The organism is Schlesneria sphaerica (assembly GCF_044336245.1).
Classification (GTDB): domain Bacteria; phylum Planctomycetota; class Planctomycetia; order Planctomycetales; family Planctomycetaceae; genus Schlesneria; species Schlesneria sphaerica.
On the sequence record NZ_CP172346.1, the window covers coordinates 6,040,552 to 6,060,116 of the forward strand.

Annotated in this window: 11 protein-coding genes; 1 reads left to right on the forward strand and 10 read right to left on the reverse strand. The window is 57.1% G+C overall.

Annotated features, from left to right (window positions below; genetic code table 11):
* Positions 1 to 72: 72 nt before the first annotated feature.
* From ACGY09_RS21810 to ACGY09_RS21840, 7 genes are all read right to left on the reverse strand, one after another.
* The gene (locus tag ACGY09_RS21810) at positions 73 to 960 is read right to left on the reverse strand and encodes a transglutaminase N-terminal domain-containing protein (RefSeq protein WP_397569421.1); all 888 of its coding nucleotides are present in this window, start codon (positions 958 to 960) and stop codon (positions 73 to 75) included.
* Positions 961 to 1,049: 89 nt separating this feature from the next.
* The gene (locus ACGY09_RS21815) at positions 1,050 to 3,626 is read right to left on the reverse strand and encodes a circularly permuted type 2 ATP-grasp protein (RefSeq protein ID WP_397569422.1); all 2,577 of its coding nucleotides are present in this window, start codon (positions 3,624 to 3,626) and stop codon (positions 1,050 to 1,052) included.
* A 258-nt stretch (positions 3,627 to 3,884) separates the two neighbouring features.
* Complete coding sequence (locus tag ACGY09_RS21820) at positions 3,885 to 7,427, reverse strand: DUF2126 domain-containing protein (protein WP_397569423.1); 3,543 nt, start codon at positions 7,425 to 7,427, stop codon at positions 3,885 to 3,887.
* Positions 7,428 to 7,780: 353 nt separating this feature from the next.
* A complete protein-coding gene (locus ACGY09_RS21825) occupies positions 7,781 to 8,833 on the reverse strand; it encodes an alpha-E domain-containing protein (RefSeq protein WP_373652861.1) in 1,053 nt (350 codons plus the stop codon).
* A 30-nt stretch (positions 8,834 to 8,863) separates the two neighbouring features.
* Complete coding sequence (locus ACGY09_RS21830; protein WP_373652860.1) at positions 8,864 to 10,357, reverse strand: circularly permuted type 2 ATP-grasp protein; 1,494 nt, start codon at positions 10,355 to 10,357, stop codon at positions 8,864 to 8,866.
* A 433-nt stretch (positions 10,358 to 10,790) separates the two neighbouring features.
* Positions 10,791 to 11,759, reverse strand: a complete 969-nt coding sequence (locus tag ACGY09_RS21835; RefSeq protein ID WP_397571897.1) for a uracil-DNA glycosylase family protein — start codon at positions 11,757 to 11,759, stop codon at positions 10,791 to 10,793.
* Between the two features lie 565 nt (positions 11,760 to 12,324).
* Positions 12,325 to 12,543 carry a DUF6496 domain-containing protein gene (locus ACGY09_RS21840; RefSeq protein ID WP_397569424.1) on the reverse strand — a complete coding sequence of 73 codons (219 nt, stop codon included), beginning with the start codon at positions 12,541 to 12,543 and terminating at the stop codon, positions 12,325 to 12,327.
* A gap of 378 nt (positions 12,544 to 12,921) precedes the next feature.
* Between ACGY09_RS21840 and ACGY09_RS21845 the strand changes: the two genes are divergently transcribed.
* The gene (locus ACGY09_RS21845) at positions 12,922 to 14,346 is read left to right on the forward strand and encodes a redoxin domain-containing protein (RefSeq protein ID WP_373652858.1); all 1,425 of its coding nucleotides are present in this window, start codon (positions 12,922 to 12,924) and stop codon (positions 14,344 to 14,346) included.
* 141 nt (positions 14,347 to 14,487) lie between these two features.
* Here the strand turns inward: ACGY09_RS21845 and ACGY09_RS21850 are convergent, their stop codons facing one another.
* The 3 genes from ACGY09_RS21850 to ACGY09_RS21860 all read right to left on the reverse strand — a co-directional run bounded on the left by ACGY09_RS21850 (position 14,488) and on the right by ACGY09_RS21860 (position 19,228).
* Positions 14,488 to 16,194 (reverse strand): LamG-like jellyroll fold domain-containing protein, encoded by a 1,707-nt coding sequence (locus ACGY09_RS21850; protein ID WP_397569425.1) that lies wholly within the window; start codon positions 16,192 to 16,194, stop codon positions 14,488 to 14,490.
* Positions 16,195 to 16,241: 47 nt separating this feature from the next.
* Positions 16,242 to 16,754, reverse strand: coding sequence for a hypothetical protein (locus ACGY09_RS21855; protein ID WP_397569426.1), 513 nt, complete (start codon positions 16,752 to 16,754; stop codon positions 16,242 to 16,244).
* A 275-nt stretch (positions 16,755 to 17,029) separates the two neighbouring features.
* Positions 17,030 to 19,228, reverse strand: coding sequence for a hypothetical protein (locus ACGY09_RS21860; protein ID WP_397569427.1), 2,199 nt, complete (start codon positions 19,226 to 19,228; stop codon positions 17,030 to 17,032).
* Positions 19,229 to 19,565 lie beyond the last annotated feature (337 nt).

Consider the following 19,565-nt stretch of genomic DNA (forward strand, 5'->3'; position numbering starts at 1 on the left):
GATTGGACCAATCGTAGCAAAAAACAAACCTCGACTCGAAAGTCGAGGGGCGCGGCGTTTATAGGGTGACGCCTAAGTTTCGTCAATCAGCACTGGCGCCACGTCAACCGAAACGGACAGGACGTGCGAACCTCCGCCAATCAGAACACCCTGAATCGGGCAGACGTCACCGTAGTCGCGACCCCAGCCAATTGTCACGTGACGTTCCTGGGGAATAACGTTGTTCGTGGGGTCCAGGTCGATCCAGCCGTCGCTGGGGCAATAGACAGACAGCCACGCATGTGAGGCATCGGCGCCCACCAGTCGGGGTTTCCCGGGAGGTGGCGCCGTTACGAGATATCCACTCACGTATCGAGCGGCGAGACCCAGACTGCGCAGCGCAGTGATCTGCAGATGAGCAAAGTCCTGGCAGACACCACGCCGATTTTCCAGCACTTCCTTTGTCGGCGTGCTGATGCTGGTTGTTGTCGGAGCGTATTCAAAGTCGTTGTAAATACGGGATGTCAGTTCGAGGGCCGCTTCCAGCAGCGGCCGACCTGGAGTAAAGCTGACGAGGGCATATTCGCGAGCTTCGTTCAGATACTGGATGTACGGAGACTCAAAGCGAAATTGAGAAATCATCCGGGCTTCCGGCGCATCGGCGGCCAGCAACTGATCTCGCACGACTTCCCAGTTTGTCGTCTGCGAAGGGTCCGGTAAGGGTCGTCGGGTCAGGCTGACTTTGCTGCGTGCTGTGACCTTCAATTCCTGATGCGGTTCTTCGAGTGAAAAATACCACACCTCGTTACCAAAGGAATCGACCCACGACCGCAGCAGCATCGGCTCAGGCGAGACTTCCAGTTGGAATCCGGTACTCGTCTGAAACGGGGTATGCCGCGGTGTCAGATGGACATCGTTCTGGCAGATCGATACTGGGCTTGAATAGGTATACGTCGTCGTATGTTGAACGGTGTATTGCATGGGACATTTGCCGTCGTACCGGTTTCAACTGTGTGATACAGGCTGGCTGAACCGGACGGTGACGGAATCCTCAATCCTGTTAACGAGATTCACGCTCGGCGTGGGATCTGAAGTTGAGCCTCGAGTTGTCTCGAGTCGACAGTGTGGGCGAGGTAGGTATGGGTAATGCTATCGGAAAGAGAACGAAGATCGGAAGCGAGTAATGCCAGAAACTTGTCGAGCTGTCGTCGATCCCCTGAGCCATTGACGGTGCAGAACGATTCCACGTCCGCCAGACGGAGCGACGCCTGAGCGGAAAGGACGAGCTTCTGTTCCGCCGTGCGGACCATCTCGGATTCCTCCCTGGAGAGACTGCGCACGTGCTTCGACAGGGCCATGAGCTGGAAGCCAACGGCGCGAGGATTCGATTCATCCGCGAGCACCAGATCCAGCACCGGAGCCAGTTGCAGGGTTGTCAGATAGCGGTAGCGGTAGGTCATTGAACTGTCCGCGATTTCGAGCATCGCTTCCAGTCGAGGCAGGACATCGACCTGTCCATCGACGAGCAACCCCCGGATGACTCGCAAAGTTTGCAACGCTCGCTCGATCCTGCGCCCGATATCCAGAAAACGCCAACCGGGACCCCGTGTCATACTGTCGTTGCAGAGGCCGCTGAACGCCGACAACGAGGTCAGCAGTTGATTCAGCGGCGCAAGCGCATCCGTCAGACCCGAGGACGTTCGTGGTGCAGACGAGCTGCGAGGCTGAGGGAACTTCATTTGATTGATAATTCGCCAGCCATCGACAGAGATTCTGTCTCGTACGACCGAAGCCGTTCGTTGGGTCGCTTCGATGGTGCTGAACAACCCCCCTTTTCGATAAGGATCATGCAGGAAGGCCCAGACGGATTCGATCAGGGCTTGCTGCTGCCCTTCTGCTTCACTGTCAAAGGGAGCCAGTGGTGATTCACCCGGTTCATCGATGGCGAGGACGAGTTGGTACAGATCAGACAGGGTCGCGGGTTGAAGCTCGCTGGTGGTCCGGGCGACAACGCAGCGGACATGCCGGACCTGCGCTTCGGTTCGTTCGATGGAGCGTCCCAGCCAGAACAGATGGTCGGCAGCGCGGCTTGGCAAGTCGTTCGCGCTGCGACGCAGTTCGAGTGCAGTCTGCTTGGGACGAAGCAATGTGACCGGCTCGACCGGGGTATCGGCCAGGACCCATACGTCCTTGCTTCTCTGGCCAGAGGCCATCGATTCTGAGAGCGTTTCTGAGCGTGTTGCCACCCGCGAAAGGCCCCCCGGCATGACCTGATACTTGCCCTCAGTTGCCACGGCGAAGGCGCGCAGGGTGACGTGCCAGGGTTGCAGGTTTTCTCCGATGAGCACGGGTGCAGTCGATCCAACCAACGGTTCCTGGGCAACGAATTGACTCGGACGAGCCCGCATCTCGGCAATGAGACGGGCCCGCTCGTCGTACGCCAGGTTGGCACCGATGTAGACCTTCACATTGTGGTGGTGGTAGGCGTGGCGTACGACGAGTCGCTCGAGATTGGCTTCGACGTACTTCAGGTCGTCAGGTCGACCGCACCACCAGGTCGGCATTGAGGGAAGTTTGAGTTCTTCACCCAGCAGGAACCGGCAGGCGGCGGGTAAATAAGCCTGCATCAGTGGCGCTTCGAGAAAGCCACTGCCTAACGCGTTGGCCACCACGACCTGTCCGTCACGGACGACCTGCATCAGTCCCGGAATCCCCTCGCGCGAATCCGGACGAAGTTCGAGTGGATCGCAACGGGCGTCACCCATCCGTCGAAAGATGACGTCGACGGCCAGCAGCCCCCCGAGGGTTTTCAGATAAACGCGATCGCCGCGAACCGTCAGGTCGCCCCCTTCGACCAGCGTATAACCCAAATAGCGGGCCAGATAGACATCTTCAAAATAGCGAGAACTTCTGGGGCCTGGCGACAACACCACCACTCGGGGATTGTCCCGATGGTTACGCGCCAGTCGTGCAAGTGTGTTTTGCAGCGCAATGAAGTAGGACGCCAGGCGGACGACGTTCAGGCTCTGAAATTTCTCTGGTAATGTGCGAGAGACAACAACGCGATTCTCGACCACATATCCGGCCCCGGACGGACCCTGTGAACGGTCTCCCAGTGCCATCCAGCGTCCTGTCGCATCGCGCGCCAACTGAGCCGCGTACCAGTGCAGGAAGATTCCCTCAGGCGGGCGAATATTAATGCATGGCAGCAGGTAGCCCGGATGTTCAAACAAGGCGTTCGGCGGCAGAACGCCAGATCTCACGAGTTCCTGGGGCCCATACACGTCGGCCAGGATTCGATTGAGTAAGGTGGCCCGCTGCTGGATCGCATCGGCAAGTGGATTCCATTCCGCAATCGGAAGCATCAGCGGAATGGGGTCCAGCTCCCAGGGACGTTCAAGGTCTTTCGACGCACCGTAGACGTTGTAGGTGACTCCATTTTCCCGCAGCAGATGACGAAGGTGGTCCCCCCGTTGATTGAGCCCCTCGGCACCCGCATCGTTCATGGTCTGGACGAGCCGCGACCAGGCCGGACGTACTCCCCCATCCGGCCCGATCATTTCATCAAAATACTGACTGTGGGGGGCATATCGCGATACGATGTCGCCGGCGGGATGAGCACTCACCGCACCGGTGCTGTCAATCATGATTGTCCTGGCTCCTCTCGGCTCAGTCGTTCCTGGTTTGTTCCGAATACGGAACAAACGACCAACGCGTGGCGACTGTACTGTCTGATCTCGGTTGTCTGATCCACCAATTGTCGGTCGCGGGTCATTCCCCAAGACCGCTCTGTTTTTCGTTTCGGGCGAGTGGTGACCGGGAAGATTCCCCCTGGCCGTTCCCGCTGTCAACATCGCAGCATGCTGCCGCCCATTCATTCCGTCGGCGAAATCCGTGACCGCCGATTACGTCCGTCGCATATCCAATGTGTACGGATAGTCGCGATTCTTCTCGTCTTCAGGAATCGTTTGCTGTCCGGGAGTATGACCGAGATGGAAGAATCTCGCCACGCGCCGGCTTTCGGCTTCGTAGGCGTTCACCGGGAATGTGGCGTAGCTTCGTCCTCCCGGATGCGAAACATGCCAAGTGCAACCGCCGAGCGACCGCTTGTTCCACCGGTCGAGCAGATCGAAGACGAGTGGCGAATGGACGCCAATCGTCGGGTGCAGACACGATGGTGGTTGCCATGCGCGGAAGCGAACCCCCGCAACGAACTCACCTTTCGTACCAGTCGGATGCAGCGGTACACGTCGGCCATTACATGTCACGACAAAACGGGGATCCGTCAGGCCACGGACTTTTACCTGGACGCGATCTACTGACGAATCGACGTAGCGTGCGGCGCCGGTACCGCCAAATTCCTCACCCAGGACGTGCCAGGGTTCGATCGCCTGACGCAATTCGATCTGCACTCCCGAGATCGTGATTTCACCAATCAGAGGGAACCGGAACTCGACATGGGGGGCGAACCAGGACTCTTCGAAACGGAATCCTGCGTCGCAAAGATCCGCCAGGACTTCATGGAAATCCTGCTCGACGAAATGGGGCAGCATGAAACGATCGTGCAGCGTGGTCCCCCAACGGACGAGTGTCTCACGGTAGGGCTTGTGCCAGAAACGGGCGATCAGCGCCCGCACCAGCAACTGCTGCGTGAGGCTCATCCGTTCATGCGGTGGCATCTCAAACCCACGCATTTCCACAAGACCAAGTCGACCTGTCGCACTGTCGGGCGAATACAGTTTGTCGATACAGAATTCGGCACGATGCGTGTTTCCCGTCAGGTCCGTCAGCAGATGTCGGAAGACACGGTCGACGAGCCACGGAGGACAGCTTTCCCCTTCTGGTAACTGCGAACACGCAATCTCCAGTTCATAAAGGTTCTCGTGCCGCGCTTCATCAAGTCGCGGAGCTTGACTGGTCGGGCCGATGAACAGTCCCGAGAAGAGGTATGACAACGAGGGACGGTTATTCCAGTACGTTACCAGACTGCGCAAGAGATCGGGGCGTCGGAGGAACGGACTTTGAGCGGGAGACGGCCCTCCCATCACGATATGGTTTCCGCCACCGGTGCCCGTGTGACGCCCGTCGAGCATGAATTTCTCGGAGCTCAATCGCGAGAGATGCGCCTCTTCGTACAGGACGGTGGTATTCGTCACCAGTTCCTTCCAGGTGCGCGAGGGCTGCAAATTGACCTCGATGACACCCGGATCCGGCGTCACCTTGAAATGATCGACACGATAGTCATAAGGGGGGGGATAGCCTTCGATTCGGACGGGCATCGAAAGTTCTGCGGCCGTGGCTTCAATCGCCGAGACAAGGTCGAGGTATTGCTCGATTCGTTCCACGGGTGGCATGAAAATATGGATGACGCCCCCGCGCGACTCAACGCAGAGCGCTGTTCGAACGATTGGTTCATTCTGATGCAAGCTCGCTGCCGACGAAAGCGGGTGCGAGTCCCTGGAGTGCGAACCGTTGCGAACGACATGCGAGGCGGGGGATGAGTCACCGGCCGTTCCGTTGGAATGCGACCGACTGTTCGTGGTAGGGGTGGACGCACTTGTCTGCGTCTCCACAGAATGATCTGCGACGGTCGAGGCGACCGGTTCCAGTTCACCGAATGATCGTTTGACGTACTCCAATACGCTGCCCCGGGCCTGCAGTACTCGCGGAACATCGCCATTCCCCGGCTGTGAACCGAGTTCAAACAGGTTGGGATGGACTTCGTTTGTCTGCGGAGCGACTCGAGAGAAGTGCGGAAGTTCACCACGTGGAGCGGTGGGGTCGGCTTCGACGATCAGCGGCCGATCTTCAGGACGCAGCCACGGGAGCGAATCGAGTGGCAGGCGATACCCCATGGGTGAATCACCCGGGACCAGGAACATCCGATCCTGGCGCAGGTGCCATGGTCCGCTGACCCAACTTGTCAGGGCGTTCTCGTCCTCGTTGGGCATGACCGGCAGCACATAGCCCACAACACTGGCGAGTCCCTGTTCAAAGACGCGCGCCAGCCGTGCTCTTTCTTCTTCATTGTCGAGCCGGGAATCGAACGGATCGACGTTTGTCGGCAGCTTTCTCGCCTTCCACAAGTAGTACCAGGTGTCTTCATAACCCGGCCGGATATGCTCAATCTGGACCTGCAGTTGCTGCGCAAGCATCGAGATAAATTCGCGAGCTTCTTTCTCTCCGTAGCCGTAGTCCTTGTCGTCCTCGGCGATCAAATCGGGACGAGTCCAGACGGGTTCGGTGTCCTTTCGCCAGTAGCAACCCAGCGCCCAGCGCGGCAGGGACTCGCCGGGGTACCACTTCCCCTGCCCGAAATGCAGCAAGGGACCATTTGCGAACCGATTGGCAAGCCGGCGAAACAGGGTTCCTGCCAGCCGACGCTTGGTCGCTCCCAGTGCCGCGGTGTTCCATTCAGGCTCGTCCCGGTGATCGATCGAGACAAACGTCGGTTCACCACCCATGGTGAAAAAGCGGGGACCCATCGAGAGTTCGCGATCGACGTGTTCTCCCAACTGCTGAATATCGGCCCACTGCTCGTCCGTGTAAGGCTTCGTCACACGCGGATCTTCGTGGATGCGGGTGATCGACATGTCGAAAGAGAACTCGACTTCGCACTTATCGACACCTCCATTGATCGGTGAGGCAGATTGTGGGTCGGGTGTTGCAGCCAGCGGGATGTGCCCTTCCCCCGCGAGCAGGCCTGATGTGGCATCGAGTCCCACCCACCCTGCTCCGGGAAGGAAGACTTCTGCCCAGGCGTGCAGATCGGTGAAGTCGGTAGCGGCCCCGGACGGTCCATCAAGAGACGCGACGTCCGGCTTCAACTGCAGCAGGTAACCCGAAACGAACCGGGCGGCCAATCCATAGTGACGCAGCAATTGGACCAGCAGCCATGCTGAGTCGCGGCAAGACCCACTTCGCCTGGTGAGCGTTTCTTCACAGGTCTGAACCCCGGGTTCCAGTCGGATGACGTACTTGACCGCGTGGTGGACGTACTGGTTGAAAGCAACGATGGAATTGTTGGTCTTCTCGGCTCCGTGAGGGGCTCCCGCGACGAAGGCCGCCATCTCCGGACCCAGGGGATCGGTGACCAGATAAGGCTGCAGTTGCGCCAGCAGAGAGGGACTGTAAGTGAATGGAAATTCTGTCGCGTCGGGTTCGAGGAAAAAGTCGAACGGGTTGATCACCGTCATGTCAGCGATCAGATCGACCGTGACGGAAAGTTCTCGCGTCTTGTCTGGAAAAACCACTCGGGCGAGAAAGTTGCCGTAAGGATCCTGTTGCCAATTCAGAAACTGTTTTTCAGGCAGTACTTTGAGCGAATAACTGAGGATTGGTGTGCGACAGTGGGGTGCAGGCCGCAGCCGGATCACTTGAGGTGACAAACTGACGAGGCGGTCATAGGAATAAGTCGTCTTATGGTGCAGTGCAACTCGAATAGTCATTGTCGATCTTCTATGGAGTAATTCAGGTTCGTCGTCTCAAGTCGCGTTCAGGTAATTCTTGACCGCTTTCGAGCCCCTGTTTTCGGATGCACGTCGGGTTGGATTAGTACTCGTCCGGTCGGTCGATTCATCGGAAACCGGCCGGATTTATCGGCTCAGCCCATTCGTCCCGGATCGGGCTTTATTCCTGGCAGTTGCGGCTGCCGGGGCGACCGAACGGTGGCTGCAGTGCTGCTGATCGCGAACGGTGGAAACGATTCTGATTTGGCTTTAGTGGTTAACTAAGGGAGGTTTGTTGACGTTACTGCTGCGAGGGGAAGTCGAATGGAGGGTTGCTTCCTCCGACCCTCCGATCAGCCCTGTGATTGTGACTGGCCACCCATCGATTGTTTCTGAACACTGGTCGCCGGTAAGGCTGCGCTAGTCGCGAGTGGCTTTTTGGCCGCTCGCACCGGCTTGACTTCGGGTTGTATTGAGAAGAAGGTGTCAGAGATGGCCAGTCCCACGCCGTTCAGCTTTTCCTGGAACTGATCGATGAACTCGTGCAGTCCCGTCGCAAAGATTTCCTCGATATTCGTGTAGTCGAGTTCGGCTCGTAGCCGACCCAGACATTGTTCGGCGCGATTATTGAAGTTGCCGCGCGAACCTCCGGTGATCGTTAAAAGCGACTGCTCGGCGGAACCAACACAGAACCGGACTGCGCGAGGGAACTCACGGTCGAGCAGCAGAAAGTCTGCAACCTGATGGGGAGTAATCCGGCCGTGGGCCTTGCGATACATTTCCAGTGCACTCGCTGACTTCAGTAGCGCGGACCACTGGTTTGTGTCAAGTTGCGTCCCGACATCGGAAACCTGGGGCAGCAGCAGGTAGTACTTCACATCAAGAATACGCGAAGTCTTGTCGGCACGCTCAATCAGTTGGCCCATCCGGTGAAAGTGCCATGCCTCGTTATGCGAGAGCGTCGACTGCACTGCTCCGTCGAGGGTATAGGCCGATAGTTTGATCTGGGCGAAAAAGTCGAAGGGTGAGCCCAGCACTTGAGGCTGCGATGCGGTTTTGACAAGCAGAAAGAATTTGTTGAGTTCTTCCCACATCGTGGAACTGATCATGTCACGGACGGTGCGTGCGTTTTCGCGCGCGGTTCGCAGGCAGCAGAGAATCGAGTTGGGATTCTCGGTATCAAACGTCAGGAAGTGAATGACGTTCTGCTGCGTTCCCTCGGGGTAGCGCTTCTGGAAATCAGCGTGGTCGCCGGTTGTATAGATCAGCGGATCCCAGTGTCGTTCCATCTCAGGACCGACATCCAGCGACAAATTCAAATTGACGTCGATGAAGCGAGCCACGTTCTCGGCTCGCTCCACGTAGCGACTCATCCAGTAAATCGAATCGGCAACACGGCTCAACATGATTGGTAATCTCTCGGGAAGGACGTAACGTCAAACGCGTGGCGTTCCGTTCTTCAGAACCCATGTATCTTTACTGCCTCCTCCTTGCGAGGAATTGACGACCAGTGATCCTTTCACCAGCGCCACCCGGGTCAGTCCCCCGGGCAGAATGTAAACGTCTTCGCCGTAAAGAATGTAGGGACGCAAATCGACGTGACGGCCTTCCAGATGATCTCCTACGATGGTTGGCACGCGCGAAAGCGACAGCGTTGGCTGTGCGACGTAGTTACGGGGATTTGTCGAGATCAGCTCGCGATACTTCGCCAACTGCTCACTCGACGCTCGCGGACCCACAAGAATTCCATACCCGCCTGATTCGTTAGCCGGTTTAACCACCAGCTCGGCAATGTGCTCAAGCACATATTTGCGGTCGTCGTCGTTGGCGCAAAGGTATGTCGGGACGTTCGGCAACAGCATCTCTTCGCCCAGATAATACTTGATCATCTGAGGCACATAGGCGTAGACCGCCTTGTCGTCGGCGATTCCGGTCCCCGGTGCATTGGCGAGCGCCACACGGCCGGCGCGGTAGACGTCCATCAACCCCGGGACACCCAGGCACGAGTCGGGACGGAAGCAAAGTGGGTCGAGGAATTCGTCGTCGATCCGGCGGTAGATGACGTCCACACGTTCGAGGCCTCGTGTGGTCCTCATATGGACGAAACCGTTCGTCACGACAAGATCGGGACCCTGGACCAGTTCGACGCCCATTTGCTGTGCGAGAAAGCAGTGCTCGAAATAGGCTGAGTTATAAATTCCCGGGGTCAGCACGACGACGGTTGGTTCGTCCGTTGTCGGGGGGGCGATGTGCTGAAGCATCTTCAGTAACTGTTCAGGGTAGTCCTCAACTGGCATCACCGACAGCCCGTTGAATAGTTGCGGGAACGTCCGCTTCATGACCTCGCGATTTTCAAGGACATACGAAACTCCCGACGGACATCGCAGGTTGTCTTCCAGAACGTAAACCGTCCCATCCGCATTACGGACAAGGTCGGTCCCTGTAATGTGACACCAGATTCCTCCGGGTGGGTTGAGTCCAACGCACTGCTTCAGAAAGTTCCGGCTCGAAGTGACCATGTACTCCGGGAAAATCCCCTCTTTAACAATGGTCTGCTCGTGATAGATGTCGTCGATAAAGCGATTCAACGCGCGGATGCGCTGCTTCAACCCCGCGTCGATGAACTTCCATTCGGCTCCTTCGATGATGCGGGGGATCAGATCAAAGGGCCAGATCTTCTCGGTACCCGCTTCGTGCCCATAGACATTGAACGTGATCCCCATATTCAGCAGGGCCTGGTCGGCGACACGCTGCCGTCGGGTCAGTTCACCGTCGGTCAGCCCCTTGAGACGCGACGCGAGCAATTCCCCCCGGGGGCGAGGCTGCCCACCCTCCAGAAACATCTCATCATAGAAACCAGCCGTATCGTAGTCGGGAAATGCGACGTCCTTCGGGACTCGATTATGCGCGGGGTCTGTGGCAGCGAGCATTTCTCATCTTTCGGCTGGAGACTCTAAATTGTCGTCGTTCGCCCCTGCTTTCGTTGAATCCCAATAATATCGCCTAAACTTCAGGCAGAAACCGCTTGCCTTCGGAGCAAATCATTCGGATTCCGGGCAAATTCACCGATGCGATTTGTAGAGGCAACTGCCATGCCGCTCAATTGCGCCTGGGGTTCCATTCTTCATTGCACGAAAAATAGACTGAATGTGCTTGCAGATGGACCTTGTTAGAAGGTTGAGTTGAATAGACTCGAAGTCCCTGTTCTGTTCGTACCGGTTGAGACTCGATCAGGCGGTGCTGAGACTCACAGAAATTCGCGGTGACTTTCAGTGGGCGCGTTCCGTCTCGGCTTCATTCAACAGAACGACGTTCCGCGGCCCGGCAGAGGATGAGACGACAAACGCTGATACGCATCCAACTTTACTTCTTCATGAGATCGATTCCCATATCGAGAAACAACATTTTCATGTCGTCCCAGACGTCTTTCTTGGCTGCGGGATTGCGCATCAGATACGAAGGATGGTAAGTGCAGATCACCTTCGCGTTGCCGTACGTGAAAAATCGCTTTCGCAGCTTTCCAATCGCTTCGGTCGAGCGAAGCAGGTTTTGCGCGGCGCAGGCGCCCCAGCAGACAATGTATTCGGGATTCACATGCGCGATCTGCCCGTCGAGGTATTCGCGGCAGTTGGCCGCTTCGTCAGGAGCGGGAAGTCGGTTCCCCGGGGGGCGACATCGAAGTACGTTGCAGATGTAAATGTCTTCGCGGCGAAGCCGACAGGCCTTAATAATATCGTTCAGCAACTGCCCTGATTTTCCGACAAAGGGCTCACCCTGAGCATCCTCATCCGCCCCGGGGGCCTCGCCGACGAACAGAATCCTGGCCTGGGGATTCCCGACTCCGAACACGGTTTGCGTCCGGGTACTGGCCAGTTCATGGCAACGAGTACAATTTTTGACACGTTCAGCCAGCGCCGCCAGACCCGCGACCCGCTCGGCGAGCGGCAGGTTCAAAGGCTTAAACGGTTCGTGGACAATGGGAAACAAGCTGCTGTCCGGACTCTTTTTCGCACTCACGTCAGGGACGGCAGAGCGACCCGGCTGTGCGAGTACTTCTGAGAGCAACGTGGGTCCGCCATGTGTCGCGCCCGCTAAATTCGAGGTCGCCTGAATCAGCGGGGACTTGGCCACAGTGCTGCTGGTCCCTGCGCGAGGCTGGGAAGTCACATCCGACGCCTGAGACTGAGGCGGAGAGCCACCCGGTGCGACGGGGGGGTCAGGAACGACGGGGTCGATTCGACTCCAATGCGTCAGTCCAGCCCGGCGAAATCCCTGCAGCTGTTGAATGACGGCCCGCCTGAGTTCGTCAGAATCGATATCCGGTGTTTCCATCGTCAACGCTAATATTTCCTGAACGAAACTTGCGGGGCCTCGTCTCCACTGGCCATCGACCCAGATCAGACGCGAGGGCCATCCCCTGCCCCGGTTCGGGGTCCGAGGGTAGTGTGACGAATGGCTCCTCAGCCTGCCAGCCTTTACGGGCTTTTAGAACCCGTGACACGACGCTCGTCCGGGGTAGAAGGTGCTCTGCACCGGGAGGGAGGCTGACCCGAGGGCTCGTTAACGAAGGTTGGCTGTGGTCGGAAAGTCGTCAGAGTGTCCCTGTCACGCCATGACAGGACGGTGGTCGCACAAATTCGAGCTCGTTGCAGAGGTTCGTCAACGAGATCGAAGTCCGGTGCATGTAGCGCACCCCCGAGCGGTCGATCTGGCCGTGGCTTATGAGTGGTCGGTATGGTGACGCAACTCGGGATCAGGCGCCGGATTCCCGGTGTCCCGTGATTCTTCAAATCTGCAGACACTGTTCGGACGCGGCAGGCGAGTCGCCAGGCAGGACGTCGGTGATCTGACAATGACCTGACGCCCGGCTTGTGCGAACAGTCCCGTCTTCCTCGGCTCAGGAGGATTTTTTCTTGCTGGGCGTTTTCTTCTTGGCAGACTTCGTCGCGGGGACTTTTCCTCCCTCTTTTCTCGCTTCCGACAATCCAATCGCGATCGCCTGTTTTCGGCTCGTTACCTTCTTGCCGCTTTTCCCGCTGCGAAGCTTGCCTGTCTTCATCTCGTGGACTGCTTTTTTGACCTTCTTTTGTGCGAGAGCACCATATTTTTTGGCCATCGAGAGAACTCCTGACTAGCACCTGGGAAGATGTACTGTCCGTTGATCCCGCAATTGGCGCGCCACCGGTTTGGAGCTTTCTCAAAGCTTGGTGGCAAGGACGACCAGAATCACTTCGGTGCTTCGTCTTGTTCGCGTGAGTGCTCTACTCCGGCATTCGCTTTAAGGTCACCCGGCTTGAGACGAACCCGATCGGATCTCGCGTGATTGGCCCCCCTGCGAGGGGTGAGGGGAGACATCGTGGCCCCCTTAGAGGAAATGGAGTCCCTCTTGCAGTAATTGCCGGTTTTGGCCTACAAACCCGGCTACTGGCGCTGGATGCGATGTTTTGTCTATTCGCTTCAGCTGAGTTTTCGGTCTCTCAAGGGATGGAGAGCCATGCGATTTCTACTTCGAGGTTGGGTTTTTGGTTTCGTCTCGCTGAGCGTAATGCTGACCGGCTGTGGTACGGCTTCGACTCCGGTTGCTGACACGAATGCGGATGATCCGCTGATGGCTTCCCGGATGAATGAGGAAGACGGAGCTTTACTGCTGGCGGTTCCCGGTCCTGACGGTAAGGGAGCTGATAAGAAAGGGAAGGTCTCGCAGGCTGCTGCCAAAGCAGGAGCCAATCTGGTTCCAAAGGCTCTGGGCGGGAAACGACCAGGTACCTTGCCCGACGAAGATCACGCAGCACGAAAAGTCGCTGATAAAGGCTCTCCCGAGTGGCTGCTGAGCGAAATTCAGCGGGTCCGCTTGTTGCCACTTCCTCACGAAGATGACGATGACAACGAATCGGAAGACTTCGAAGAAGACGAACAACCCCTGACACCCGAGCAGGAAAAGAAGCTGGCTCAGGCGATTGAGCACAGCAAGGGGATTCGCCGCGAGCGGAATCTGCAGGTCATCAAGTTGGCCGAAGAGTGTCTTCAGAAGACCAGCAAGAACCCAGAACAGGAACCGCTGTTCTGCGCCGCCGTGCATCATCTGCTCGACGCCCGCCTGCAACTCGCGCTTCAGGGGGACAAGGAAAGCATTGAATCGCTCTATGAAGCGGAAAGCCTGTTCTTCGAGCGGAATCCCAAATCGGAATCCGCGTCCGAAGCCGCACTCACGCTGGTCAATCTGGCACACGCCAACGCCCTTCGCTACGGCACGAAAGAGCCTCGCTGGCTGACCGAATTTTCCAAGCGTGCACAGGTTTACGCCACGCGGTTCCCGGACGAACAACCCCGATCTGTTCCTCTGTTGATGGCCGCCGCACGCAGCTGTGAGAACAATGGACAACTGGAAGAGGCACGCACCTGTTACGGTCTGCTCACCTCGAAATTTGCTCAATCACCGCAGGGGCAGCAGGCCGAAGGAGTCCTGCGACGGATGCAGTTGACCGGAAATGAGCTTGAGCTGAGTGCTCCTGGCATCGACGGCAGCGACATCGATCTGAAAGCCTACAAGGGAAAGATGGTTCTGGTCGTGTTCTGGGCGTCCAACGCTCAGCCGTTTGTTCAGCAGCTTCCCAAGATTCAGGAAGTGACCGCCAAGTACAAGAAGGCCTGCACCGTGGTGGGGGTCAATCTGGATCTGGAAGAAAGCGCTGTCGAATCGTTCGTCGAAAAGACGAACCTCGACTGGCAGCAGATCTTCTTCCCCAGCAAGTCACAACGAGGCTGGAATTCACCTGTTGCAGTCTATTACGGAGTGAACTCGCTCCCCACGATGTGGCTGGTTGATCCTACTGGAGTTGTCGCGGAGACGAACCTGGATGCTTCGAACCTCGAAGCCAAGTTGCGGGAAGTCTACACCGCGTTCTCGAAGAAGAAGTAAGGCCTGACACAATTCCCGTCGGCCAGTATCAGCGACTGCGACGAGACAGTCTTTCCGCTGCTCCCCTGAAGCAGATGGAAATCGGGTCTCGTTGTTGTCGCTGATCTTCTTTCTGGTTCGTTCATCATCGAGCCACCAGCGCTATTCTGCCGAGGCGAGTGCTTTGGCTTCTGCCGTCGACAACGCCCGATTATAGAGTCGAACGTGACGAAGGCGACCGCGGAAGTGGTCATTCGGTCCGACCCCGATTTTCAGCGGTTGCTCGGTCGTCAGGTTGTAGTCGGCGGCGTCAAATTCTGTGGAACTCGATTTCAGCTCACCATCGACGAAGAGATCCAGCTTTCCGCCTGTCTTGACGGCCGCCACGTGGTGCCAGCCAGTCGGAAATTCCTCGTCCCAGGTCGTCAGCTTCCCAATTTCACAAGAGCTGACCCGGCCGTTAGGTAAGGTGCTGCAGAAAAGCTGACCCTGATACTCGGCCATAGTCCAGGCACGGCGATACTTGACGTCTGGTGTGGTGTCCAGTTGCGTAATTCGCTGCCATTCTGTTCCACCATTGTATTGGTAGATCTCGGCGAGCGGCAGGGTCCCTGCAACCAGGCGGCCGTTGTGAACCAGCATCCCCATCACTTCGAGCTCTTCGCCCAGACGGCCGACATCGGTCCAGTTGTTCGCGTCTTCAAAGCGGTAGACGCGGCCGCTGGGCCACGTTCCCACGTAAAGCCGCCCCTGATAAACGGCGAAGGAGTATGTCTGGGTGTTCTCGCCCGGCTTGCCGACTTCTCCCAGATCAGACCAGGTCTTGCCATCAAACCGGTAAACATGTCCGTTGTCGTAGCTGGAGGCATACAGATGACCGTTGTAGACCGCCATCGCCTCGACGCGTTTACCGTCGGGGACGTCGATCTCGTTCCAGTCGCCTGTCTCTGATCGCAGGAAAAATCCGGCGGGCTTGTAGAGCGATCCCGCATACTGTCGTCCCTGAAATGTCACCAGGCCAGAGACGGCTTCGATGCGATCGGGCTGACCGGGCAGCTTCAATGTGCCACATTCGACCCAGTTCGTTCCTCCCGCGTAGCGGAAGATCTGCCCCCCCAGATGCTGATTGGGCGATTCGGAAAGTGCCGAACCGGCGACCCGGTACTTTCCCGTGCCCACGTAAAGCTCTCCGCCAAAAGAAGCCATGGCTGTGATCGCGTTGCTCGGCGAGGGGCTTCCGCAATCAATCCAGGTTGTTCCATGTGCATACATGGCGACTCGTCCCGATTGTCCCTCCCCTGGTTCGCATGTTCCCGCGAACAGACGACCACGGTGGGTGATCAGGCCAAATGACAGTAGTGATTCCTTACCGGGTTTTCCTGCATCGCGCCAGCCGGACGATTTGTCGTTATCGATGCCGAACTGAAGCTGACGGAAATTGGCCTGATTCAAGGTGACGCCGGTATTTGTCTTCAGCGCCACATGAAAGCCGCGACGCGACGCGGGGTCATATTGACTGAGGATGTCTCCCGGGATGTCATCCGTTGAGCCATCGGTCCAGACCCAGGCGGCAACGGAAAAGTCCTTGCTACCGAGAGCGGAATTCTTGTTCGCAGGAATTTCGAGATATGACTTCTGTCCGTCGAACGAGGCGCCCTGCGCGTTGTGGTCCGCTGCCGGATCGTTCCAGGTCACGCCGTTAACTCGCCCGTCGAGTCCATTACCGGAGATGTCAATCGCGTTTTTCACCAGTGGCCAGTGTCCGACCAGACCTTTATCGAGAGCTGGTTTGTCGTCAGCAGAAGCCAGCGTCGGCGCCAGACCATGGCAAAGAAATAGCGCAAAAATAACGGTCGACGTTACTCGCATGTTCGCATGTTCCTCGTTGGTGACCGATGTCAGGCTATGAACTGTGGTTACTGACTCGACTGGCGACGTGATTCGCGCTTACGGATTGTGACGTACATCAATCCCAGCAGCAACACATCAATGTGAGACAATGTATCGTCCGCGCTGACTTCCCAGTTGCGGGACCACCAGTTGGCAGGCCCTACAGTCGCGAGGATCCTGGTCCCTTGCCGTAGAACGTATCCACGAACGAACCAGCCAGCACGTTCCAGTACGGCGGGGCCACACTTCAGCTCCATTTCCCAGTGAGTGAGGAAGAAACCCACGAGCGTCGCGGAACCAAGTTCGGTCCCCAAATCGTCAGTCAGCACGTAGCGGCTCTTCAGCCAGGAGGGGCGGACAAGCTTGATGGACCTGTCTGACAAAGGGAGATGCAAGTTCTCGCGGAACCATTCGCCCGTCACCACGCCCAACACAGTCCCATCGAGAATTAACTCGAACGAGGATGTGAACCAACCCGTTGCACGACCTTCCAGACGCATCAGACAACTCTTCTTTCCCGGTACCAGCACCGATGTCATTAAGGAGTTTATGATCCAATGGAATCAGAGACAGCATCGCATGAAACTCGATGATACCCGTCGTGGAGTTTTCTCCGTCAGGAACTCGTGAAGTGGGCGTCAAACTCCCTTGGATGAGACGTGGTGAGATGCCGCCAACACTGACGACTGATCTCAATCGGCCACCTGCCGCTCCATGCCCAACTTCGTCTCGAAGATAACCCAACGAAAAGGCCGGTCAGAATGATCCATTCCGACCGGCCTTTCGAGATTTGATTGCAAGATCATCAGAGGGATCAGTTGATTCCGACGGAAATCCAGCCGTCGACGAGCAGCAACTGTGTTACGTAGGCTACCACGATCTTGGTGGGTGTCTGGATCTCGACTTTTCCGTCCAGCACGCGGTCAGGCAGCATCGACTGAATCTTCTTGCGGACGACAGCGTTGATCGCGACTCCGCCCCCTTCTCCTTCAGCGGCTGCCACGATGACACTACCCGCCTTGGCGATGATCTGGCCCCCTTGAGCAGCCAGCGAGATGGGAACCGAAATTTCCCGCATGGGGATGTCTTCTTTTCCATCCTGCTTGAAACCTGCCCGAATGATGATGTTGATTTCATCATCAGCGACTCGGACGCGGATCGGATCCACAGGAGCGAAAATGATCGCGTTCAGATCTTGTGTCTCTTCGTCTTCCTCGACAGGAGCCTTGGGCTGTTCAGGCAAGTGGTAGGGGCGGTTCAGGATGGTGCTGATGAACGATTCCAGTTTCGCTTTCAGCTGTTCTTCGTTCAGCGTCTGACCGGCGATACCCATCTTGTCGACACCGTTATTGATCGCGGTTTCATGAATCAGTGCGGTGATTCCGGTCGCGGTGAGCAGGCGGCCTTCCGGCAAGTCTGCACCGATCTGACGTGGGGACATCACCCGAGCATTCAGCGTCAACATCTGATCTGTCGACTGGTAGGTGAAGGTGTCAGGAAAAACTCCGGCATTGCGAAGACCGGTGTAGACTTCGCGATTCAGCTTGTCGGTCTGCTGAGCGAAGTTGGAATCGACTTCCTGGTTGAAGGCAGGCAGCACACCATCTTGAACTCGGCTGGCTGCGATCGCTTCCGCTTCGCCTCTTTTCTCTTCTACAGCTTGTGATGCAATTCCCTGTGCGATTCGTCCGAGAATAGGAATTCCAGAGAATTTGGTATTGATCCCGGTCGTGGTGTTGTGCGGATTCACACCAATCGTTGCAGGCGACGTCATGAAGCGGTAGCCGTCGAAGTTGACTTCCTTCGTGGCCGCAAACGTGTGATTACCTGCCGTGTAGACAGTTGCCTGAGGAGTGACACCGGCCGTATTGGACTGAATGTTTCCGTTCAATCGCAAGGCGAACCGAGCCGTGGTGCTGCTTGGAAGCAGGTCCACATTAACGGTGGTATTGGTCACCTGGCAGCCATTTACCTGTGCACCCAGGATGAAGTCACGAACGGCACCCTGGACCGTTCGGCTGTCAGACATGATGCGGTTCAGGAACGCTTCGGTCACCAGCACCCGCAGGTTGTAGTTGAACAGACGGCTTTGCAGCGAGTTCGCCAGTCGGTCGCCGCCATCCGGGGCGACATAACGGGCTCGAGCAAATGCGTCCCGCAGTTCGCCAGCTTTTTCACCGGTTGAGATGTAGGTGTCGAGTGCGTCGGAAAGATTCTTCAGCTCGGCTCGCAGTTTCTGTCCTGCTGCGACGGGATCGGTCCACGATGCCGACGAGATGTATTGGTCGAGCGAAGTGGCGAATGACTGGAACGGTGAACGAGTCGTGAATTCACGCTGAGTTGCATCCAGCACGTGATCACGAGTCTTCAGCTTCGACTGCGCTTCCAGTGCCGCGGCGAGTGGCAATGATCCTTCCTGATCGGCCTGCAAGGCGCCCTTCAGTTCAGGAATATTGAAGTAAGCAAGCCACAACGATCCGTTGCCGATGGTGCCCAGATAGCTCTCGAGTGATTGAATCGACGAGAGCAACTGATTTGCACGCGCACGGGTCTTCGCTCCGGCGAGCTTGTGGCCGTCGATGTCCAGCGTGTCGAGCGCGGCTTCGGCGAGATCGATTCGCAGCTTCAAGCTGTTATTGAGAGCGGTCAGCGGGCTGTGGAGCGAACGGTAGGATGAATCATCCAGTGCCCGTCGCATCACGTCCTGCTTGACCTTCAGAACGCCCAGAGCATCACGTTGGGCCGCGGCGTCAGATCCTTCCAGTTTTGCATAGAAGTTGGCCACCGCATCCGAGGCCCCCTTCGACCATTCGGCCCAGTTGCCATCCAGTTTGGCGAACTGTTCTTCAGTGAGATCATCGGGTGGAGTGGAAGGAAAAATCCCGCTCAATCCCGTGCCAGCGACGTTCGCCGCATCTTCAACGGCGAAGGTTCCGGTAGCGGCTAAAGCCACGACACTGAGGAGTGCCAGGCTATGAGCCAGCCGATTCTTACGCCAGAATTTCTCAGACATCCAAGACGCCCGAGGTGTTCGATCCTTCATTCATTCGCTCCGTGCAAAAACCTATGTCAAATCAAGGTGTTCGACTGCCGGTCGATCGTTCGTAGACGGTGCGCTCTGGACAGCGATTCCTTCGCTGGCGTTTCTTATCGTCTGAGGTCCTTCTCGAATACGAGCATCACGGGCGGAAGTGCCACCTTCGTTAATTAGAACTCCACCGGCCCTCGCAGAGTTAGTACTTACCGTTGTGTTTTCCTAATCGCTACAGTCAGCCAAACCGCCCCAGCTTAGTGGCTCCCGGTGCCGTATTCAATCATCAGTTGCGGAAACGACCATCGGCACTGGCTGC

What these genes read in the sequence shown, in the direction of transcription:
- ACGY09_RS21830 (WP_373652860.1), bottom strand. Translation starts at nt 10,357, where the DNA reads ATGCTCGCTGCCACAGACCCCGCGCATAATCGAGTCCCGAAGGACGTC.
- ACGY09_RS21835 (WP_397571897.1), bottom strand. Translation starts at nt 11,759, where the DNA reads ATGGAAACACCGGATATCGATTCTGACGAACTCAGGCGGGCCGTCATT.
- ACGY09_RS21810 (WP_397569421.1), bottom strand. Translation starts at nt 960, where the DNA reads ATGCAATACACCGTTCAACATACGACGACGTATACCTATTCAAGCCCA.
- ACGY09_RS21845 (WP_373652858.1), top strand. Translation starts at nt 12,922, where the DNA reads ATGCGATTTCTACTTCGAGGTTGGGTTTTTGGTTTCGTCTCGCTGAGC.
- ACGY09_RS21855 (WP_397569426.1), bottom strand. Translation starts at nt 16,754, where the DNA reads ATGACATCGGTGCTGGTACCGGGAAAGAAGAGTTGTCTGATGCGTCTG.
- ACGY09_RS21850 (WP_397569425.1), bottom strand. Translation starts at nt 16,194, where the DNA reads ATGCGAGTAACGTCGACCGTTATTTTTGCGCTATTTCTTTGCCATGGT.
- ACGY09_RS21840 (WP_397569424.1), bottom strand. Translation starts at nt 12,543, where the DNA reads ATGGCCAAAAAATATGGTGCTCTCGCACAAAAGAAGGTCAAAAAAGCA.
- ACGY09_RS21815 (WP_397569422.1), bottom strand. Translation starts at nt 3,626, where the DNA reads ATGATTGACAGCACCGGTGCGGTGAGTGCTCATCCCGCCGGCGACATC.
- ACGY09_RS21825 (WP_373652861.1), bottom strand. Translation starts at nt 8,833, where the DNA reads ATGTTGAGCCGTGTTGCCGATTCGATTTACTGGATGAGTCGCTACGTG.
- ACGY09_RS21860 (WP_397569427.1), bottom strand. Translation starts at nt 19,228, where the DNA reads ATGTCTGAGAAATTCTGGCGTAAGAATCGGCTGGCTCATAGCCTGGCA.
- ACGY09_RS21820 (WP_397569423.1), bottom strand. Translation starts at nt 7,427, where the DNA reads ATGACTATTCGAGTTGCACTGCACCATAAGACGACTTATTCCTATGAC.